At 62.2% G+C, this 5,528-nt stretch carries 6 protein-coding genes and 2 pseudogenes; 2 read left to right on the forward strand and 6 right to left on the reverse strand.

The window, feature by feature from the left end; genetic code table 11:
• From WA317_RS00840 to WA317_RS00850, 3 genes and pseudogenes are all read right to left on the reverse strand, one after another.
• A partial coding sequence (locus WA317_RS00840; protein ID WP_425171227.1) for a tetratricopeptide repeat protein occupies positions 1–381 on the reverse strand: 381 nt, incomplete at its 3' end.
• 112 nt (positions 382–493) lie between these two features.
• Positions 494–595: pseudogene (locus WA317_RS00845) on the reverse strand (SDR family oxidoreductase); the annotation flags it as partial.
• Between the two features lie 35 nt (positions 596–630).
• Positions 631–765, reverse strand: a pseudogene (locus WA317_RS00850) (SDR family oxidoreductase); the annotation flags it as partial.
• Between the two features lie 111 nt (positions 766–876).
• On the opposite strand from WA317_RS00850, the gene WA317_RS00855 reads away from it, so the two are divergent.
• Positions 877–1,482: an HD domain-containing protein gene (locus tag WA317_RS00855; protein ID WP_425171228.1), complete on the forward strand. Its 606-nt coding sequence runs from the start codon at positions 877–879 to the stop codon at positions 1,480–1,482.
• A 56-nt stretch (positions 1,483–1,538) separates the two neighbouring features.
• Here WA317_RS00855 and WA317_RS00860 read toward each other — a convergent pair whose 3' ends face one another.
• Positions 1,539–1,820, reverse strand: a complete 282-nt coding sequence (locus tag WA317_RS00860; RefSeq protein WP_425171229.1) for a hypothetical protein — start codon at positions 1,818–1,820, stop codon at positions 1,539–1,541.
• Positions 1,821–2,203: 383 nt separating this feature from the next.
• Here WA317_RS00860 and WA317_RS00865 point away from each other — a divergent pair, with 383 nt between their 5' ends.
• Entirely contained in the window at positions 2,204–2,401 is a 198-nt protein-coding gene (locus WA317_RS00865; RefSeq protein ID WP_425171230.1) for a hypothetical protein, read from the forward strand.
• 252 nt (positions 2,402–2,653) lie between these two features.
• Here the strand turns inward: WA317_RS00865 and WA317_RS00870 are convergent, their stop codons facing one another.
• Together WA317_RS00870 and WA317_RS00875 are read right to left on the reverse strand one after the other, a co-directional pair.
• Positions 2,654–3,037 (reverse strand): DUF7144 family membrane protein, encoded by a 384-nt coding sequence (locus WA317_RS00870; protein WP_425171231.1) that lies wholly within the window; start codon positions 3,035–3,037, stop codon positions 2,654–2,656.
• Between the two features lie 352 nt (positions 3,038–3,389).
• Positions 3,390–5,408 carry a glycoside hydrolase family 172 protein gene (locus tag WA317_RS00875; RefSeq protein WP_425171232.1) on the reverse strand — a complete coding sequence of 673 codons (2,019 nt, stop codon included), beginning with the start codon at positions 5,406–5,408 and terminating at the stop codon, positions 3,390–3,392.
• Between the last annotated feature and the right edge of the window lie 120 nt (positions 5,409–5,528).

Here is a 5,528-nt window from a genome sequence, read left to right on the forward strand (position 1 = left end):
TGGGTAGCGGCCCTGCAGTGCTTCGATCAGGCCGCGTTCCACTGGTGAGGCGTGGCCGCCCGCGGCCAGTGCGAGTTCCATTCGAGCGCGGACCAGTGAGACCGTGCGGTCGTGCGGGTCGAAGGCGTCCCACGCCTTGTTGTAGTTGGGACCGACCGCATAGGCGATGCCCCACCGCGCGATCGCCAGGCCGGGGTCCACATTGAGGGCTCGCTCAAAGCAGCGGATCGCCTCTTCGTGGTTGAACGCGTAGGCCCAGGTCAGGCCGCGGTCGAACCACATCTGGGCTTGCGGCGACGGCGTGTCGATCGGCCGGTGGTAGGCGCCCAGGTCGTAGTACGGCTGACTTGCGTCGGGCGGTTCCGGCGTGTTGACCGTCATGTACGGCAGGGTAATTCAAGGACGCAGTGAGCCGGCGCTGGCCTCGTCGGATCCCGCGCCAGAGCACCACCGGTGGGGTACTCGCCTATCGTGTCGTCTTTGAGCGCGTTGATCAGGCTGCCGACATGCCGCTCTCGACTTCGAACACCGTGCCAGAAATGTAGGACGCCTCCGGGGAGGACAGGAACAGGATGGTGTTTGCGATTTCCTCAGGATTTCCCGGCGAAGCAACAGCACCGTCGCGATCAGTGCCTCATTGCCTTCCGCGGTGCCCGTGAAGCGGTCGAGCATGCCGGTGCCTATCGGCCCGGACCCAAATGCATTCACTCGAATACCTGAATTCCCCTGCTCGAGTGCGACAGTCTTGGTCAGACCCTCCACCGCGAACTTGCTGCTGAACTAGCCGTCGCAGGTTGCAGGCCGCCGGTTGCTGAGCGACCGTCTCGTGTCGGACCTCTGTGCCAGAGTGAGGTTGGGTACCGACGAAGGAGACTGATGCCAGCCGAAACGACAACACCGCGGTTAACGAGCAGGTTCGACGACGCGTTGGCCTATGCGGCCGACTTGCACCGAAGTCAGACACGCAAAGGCAGCGGAGTGCCCTACTTTGGGCACCTGCTCTCGGTGGCAAGCCTGGTGATCGAAGCCGGCGGCACCGAGACGCAAGCAATCGCAGCGCTGTTGCACGATGCGGCCGAGGATCAGGGCGGTGAACAGACTTTGGCCGAGATTGGCGAGCGGTTCGGCAAGCAGGTGGCCTCGATCGTCACTGAATGTAGCGACACGTTCGAAACCCCCAAACCGCCCTGGCGCGAACGCAAGCAGCGCTACATCGATCATCTCGCTCACGCGTCCGACGACGCTGTTCTGATTTCGCTGGCTGACAAGCTCGACAATGCCCGGGCGATTCTGCGTGACTACCGGCAGGTTGGCGATGACCTTTGGAAGCGTTTCAGCGTGAAAGAACCACAGCAGCATCTGTGGTACTACCGATCCCTCTTGAAGGTGTTTCGCGAGAGTAACGCGACGCCCTGGCTGGTCGACGAGCTCGAGCGGGTGCTCGACACACTTACGGAGTTGGTCGGTCAAGCGCATAGGTAGCGATCCAACCGGCAGCGCCTCTGGTCGCCACTTTGGAAACCGACGTCATGCTCGCATCACGCGGTGCTTTGGTCCTGGGCGTTCTGCGTGAAGACATCCCCGGAGGTTTGGCCATTGTCGTTGACGCTGTTGCCGTTGTCGTCGACGCCGACGACCTTCGGTGCCGCCTGCAGGAACTGCGGGCCGAAGGAAGCAGTGGCCGGCGCCGGCAGGTCAATGGCCTCAGCTACCAGATGCACCGACCCTGAGGCGACAACAGGATTGGCGTCGCCGGGCCGCGCAGCGCTGAATAACGCGAGGGTCGCGATGGTCGCGGCCCCGGCGAAGATGATTAACATCAACCGATTTGCCGACGCCCAGCGTCGGATGATTTGATTTCATGCCCATTGCTGGTTAATGGTTTGGTTGTCATCCACCATGCTTACCGCTTCGTATCAGGCGAGAGATGGGCCCCGGTTAGCGATCTGCTGTGAGGTCATGGGCGTCGACTTGGCCGGCTCCCCGACGTTTCTACAGTCCTCCGAAGGACTTAAGCGACGTTGCTATGCCACCGCAGCGCGGGATACCAAGTAGACCTCGGTCGGCATCGGATGGTGGAGCCGCCAGGTGATCGCCATCGGCCGGTCACCTTCATGTGACACATAGCAGATGTACGGCTTCACAAGTATGTACGGAAGGCGAATGCCCAACGCTCTTAACCCGGTTGAGTAAGGTGGCGCGTGTGTTCGGACGCAGCGACGACGAATGGGACCGGCTACTCGACAACGCGATCACCATCTTGAAGCGCGAAGCCGGGCGCAGGCGAATGACCTCCTACAGCGAGCTGAACGCGGAGCTGGTACGCCAGACCGGTCAGCCGGCGTTTGACTTCTCAACCGAACGTGACCGCACAGCGATGGGCAAGCTTTTGGGTCGTTAGCGAGTTTGAACCGCCGACTTCTTGCCGCGCAGGCGCTGGATGAGGGAAGGGAATGGAAACACTACGAGTCCTCAAACGCCAACTCTCCGCCGTGGTCTACCCCGCCGTGCTCACCGACCAAAACAGTCATCAACCGCTGGTGCTTGACAGCGGAGCTAGAAAGCAGCCACACCAGATACTTCGCTAAATGCGGCGAAGTCCGCGCGCAATCGGAGTTGCGCAGACCAGGCTGTTGATGAGCGGTGAACGAATTTATGTGCGGAGCGGATTTCTCCCGCGCGATAAACGTACTTCCCTGGCGATAGCATAAATCGCGAGAACGTCAAACCCTATGGCTGCAACATTAAACCAAGGGTACTCGGCCACCCATATGGCCGAGATTGCTAGTGACGCCAACGCCGCTACGACGGCAGGCACGAGTGCCCAAGACACGCGGAATAGGAGCATCAGACCGGTAGCCGCGACGATAATTCCGATGCCGATGAAGAGCCATCCCCGCCAAGAGCTGAAGGTGTACAGGCCGAGTACCAAGGTGAGCAGGCCCGAAATTTCAAGCACAACCCCCGCCATAAACGGTAGGCGTGAAACGTCGGTCTGCCGTATTCGGTGGTCACTGCTTTGCGGATCTTCAGTCATCTTCAGCCCATGCTGTTTACAGCGCTACAACAGCGAGAACGGTTCGACGTTGAACCCAACTAATGAACGGATAACGTCAAATACCTTCACTTTGCCGCGCCACCTTTAGATCACCATCGTTGAGGTACTACCCTCGTCACCCGACGACTAAACAGGTCGCACAGCCGCCGGTTCGTCCGCAGCCTGGTCGGTCTGTGATCTCGCCAGCGGCGGCACTTCACCCGCGAGCTCCTCGCGCGCGTGCGCTGCAGCCTCCACCGCGGCCTGCCGTGGGCCGCGACCGTTTGCGCAGTCCGCGGCTGAGCGGCGGCCCGACTTTCCCCGGTGTCAGTAGGTCACTGAGCGCCCCGCTCTATACTCGTGAATCGGACAGCCCCGTCAGTGTGTCTATGTGGTAGCGGCTGGCAGTCCAGGATGGGGAGTCAGGGGTCGGTGTGAGTGTCACCGTTATGCGGGCTTTGCCTGCGGTCAGAGACTCTGGCACGAGGTATGTGTCATCAAGCCAGCGGTGGAAGGTGTTGCTGCGCGGCTGTAACCAGCTCCGGGCAATGACCCCGTCAATGGCAACGTCTGCTGATTGGTAGCCGTTTGCTTGGTCCGAAGTGCGGCGCAGCAGGATGCCGTGGTTGTCCGGGCGGACTGCGACGTCGAATCTTGTTGCAGCGCTGGTGGTGCGGACCAACCCGACGATGGGATGGGTGTCGTCGCTCCCCTCGTATGTGCTCGTCAGCAGTTGGTCCACGGCGTCGTCGGCGTAGCCGTGCAGGAATCGGCTGACCGGATCGGTGGGGTTAACTTCGTCGCTGGAAGTAACGGTGTCGTCGGGTTGTGTGTAGAGGAAAGCCGTTGAGCTGTAGTCGGGTTGAACCATATTCCGTTTGCCGTGCTCAATGCCGAATCGGATTGCGGAGTGGTAGCCGATCGCGTCGGCGAGCGTGAGCCGATAGGCGGCTACACAGTAGCCTGCACATCCGCCGGTGGCCGTGCGCTGATCGGGTTCGCCGGTGAGCGGGGCACTGAAGTGCGTGCCGTTCTTGAAGTACCAGCCGCCCTCGTAGAGGTCCTCAGTGCCGGTGCCGTACCACTGGGGTGACGCGGCACCGTCGGTGTACACGCGTTCGGCTCCTTCGAGAAAGTACGGGGCGTCGGCGCTAAACGACGTTTTGATTCCAGAACCGCTCATGGTGTGGCTGACGCCGACGAATTTGCCGTGACCGTGGTCATCGGCGAACAACCAGTCCTGACCGAGCGTCGTGGGTCCGGCATGCGAGCGCGCGGTGAAATAGCCGGCGCGGCCGCTGGCCAGCGCGGGCGCCCACTGGGGGCCGGGTGTGGTCACGACATCGCTGTCGATCCCCGGTACGGGATTGCCGGTTGTGTTGACGAGGGTGATGTGGACTGAGCGGGCGAACGGCATCGGCCACCACTCCGACAACGACAACGGCCCCCCGGGTTGTGGGATCGTAGCGAACATCAGCGACCGCACGTTGGTGGCGCCCAGTCCGGCGCCGAAGAATTCCCCAAGTGGCGAGTCGACCATGGTTTGGCCGTCGAACTCTATCTGGAGCCGCAACCCGGTCAGGAGTTGATCCGTCGGCCGCGGTAGCCACAGGTGCAGCGCTGAAATCATGCCCGACCCAGTGAACTCCGAGATCGTCAGCCGAGCGCCGGCGGGTAGCTCGACGACCCGATTGCTATGCGCTGCTATGGATGCCGCCGGTTTGGGGTCGCTGGTGCCCGCGGCGCGCAGGGTGGCGAGCACATCGAATGCGGGGTCGGCGGTCGAGAAGGTGGTCACGCCGTCGGCGGTGGAGAACTGGCGATAGTCGACGTGGTAGTACTCCAAATTCGATGCGACGCTGATCCGCATCGACTTCCGGTACGGCATCGGTACCTTGATGTACACGCCGCCCGGCGACTGCGCAGCGTTGGCCACCAGAGGCCACACGAATGGCGCACCCAGCGCGCCATCGACCAACGATTGCAGTGGTGCGTCGATCACCGTCTGCCCATCCAGTTCGATGCGGATGGCTCCGATCGCGCGCACATTGCCGCCGTCGCGGGTGAACCAGACCGAATCAATCTCGCCGGCACCGCGATCCTCTGCGACGACGCAGCCGGCACCGCCGGACGCCAAACATCCACCGCTGCCGTTCCGGTTACCGGTGGAGATGTCGAAATCACCGCCGCTGCGATCAACGCTCGACACCTGCAAGGTCTGCGTGTCGGCACTCAGATAGGGCAAGCGATCCAATCGGCGGTAGGTGTCCCAGCCCACCAACGTGGCGTCGGGTCCGGTGATAATCGGCTCGGCATGCGCTGTGCCTGCCGCAGCGACACAAGCAATCCCCAACAGCAGCACTGCGAACATCGCAGACAACGCCCGAACAGCCACCGGCACAACAACAGAGGCTACGGTTTCAGGAGATTGGCCGCCCGCAATTCCCGCCGCATGCTCCATGTGAGCTGGTGGAGACCCGCGACACCTAGG

The organism is Mycobacterium sp. (genome assembly GCF_049802695.1).
Lineage (GTDB): Bacteria > Actinomycetota > Actinomycetes > Mycobacteriales > Mycobacteriaceae > Mycobacterium.

Coding starts and splice junctions, on each gene's coding strand:
- WA317_RS00855 (WP_425171228.1), top strand. CDS start 877: ATGCCAGCCGAAACGACAACACCGCGGTTAACGAGCAGGTTCGACGAC.
- WA317_RS00875 (WP_425171232.1), bottom strand. CDS start 5,408: ATGTTCGCAGTGCTGCTGTTGGGGATTGCTTGTGTCGCTGCGGCAGGC.
- WA317_RS00860 (WP_425171229.1), bottom strand. CDS start 1,820: ATGTTAATCATCTTCGCCGGGGCCGCGACCATCGCGACCCTCGCGTTA.
- WA317_RS00870 (WP_425171231.1), bottom strand. CDS start 3,037: ATGACTGAAGATCCGCAAAGCAGTGACCACCGAATACGGCAGACCGAC.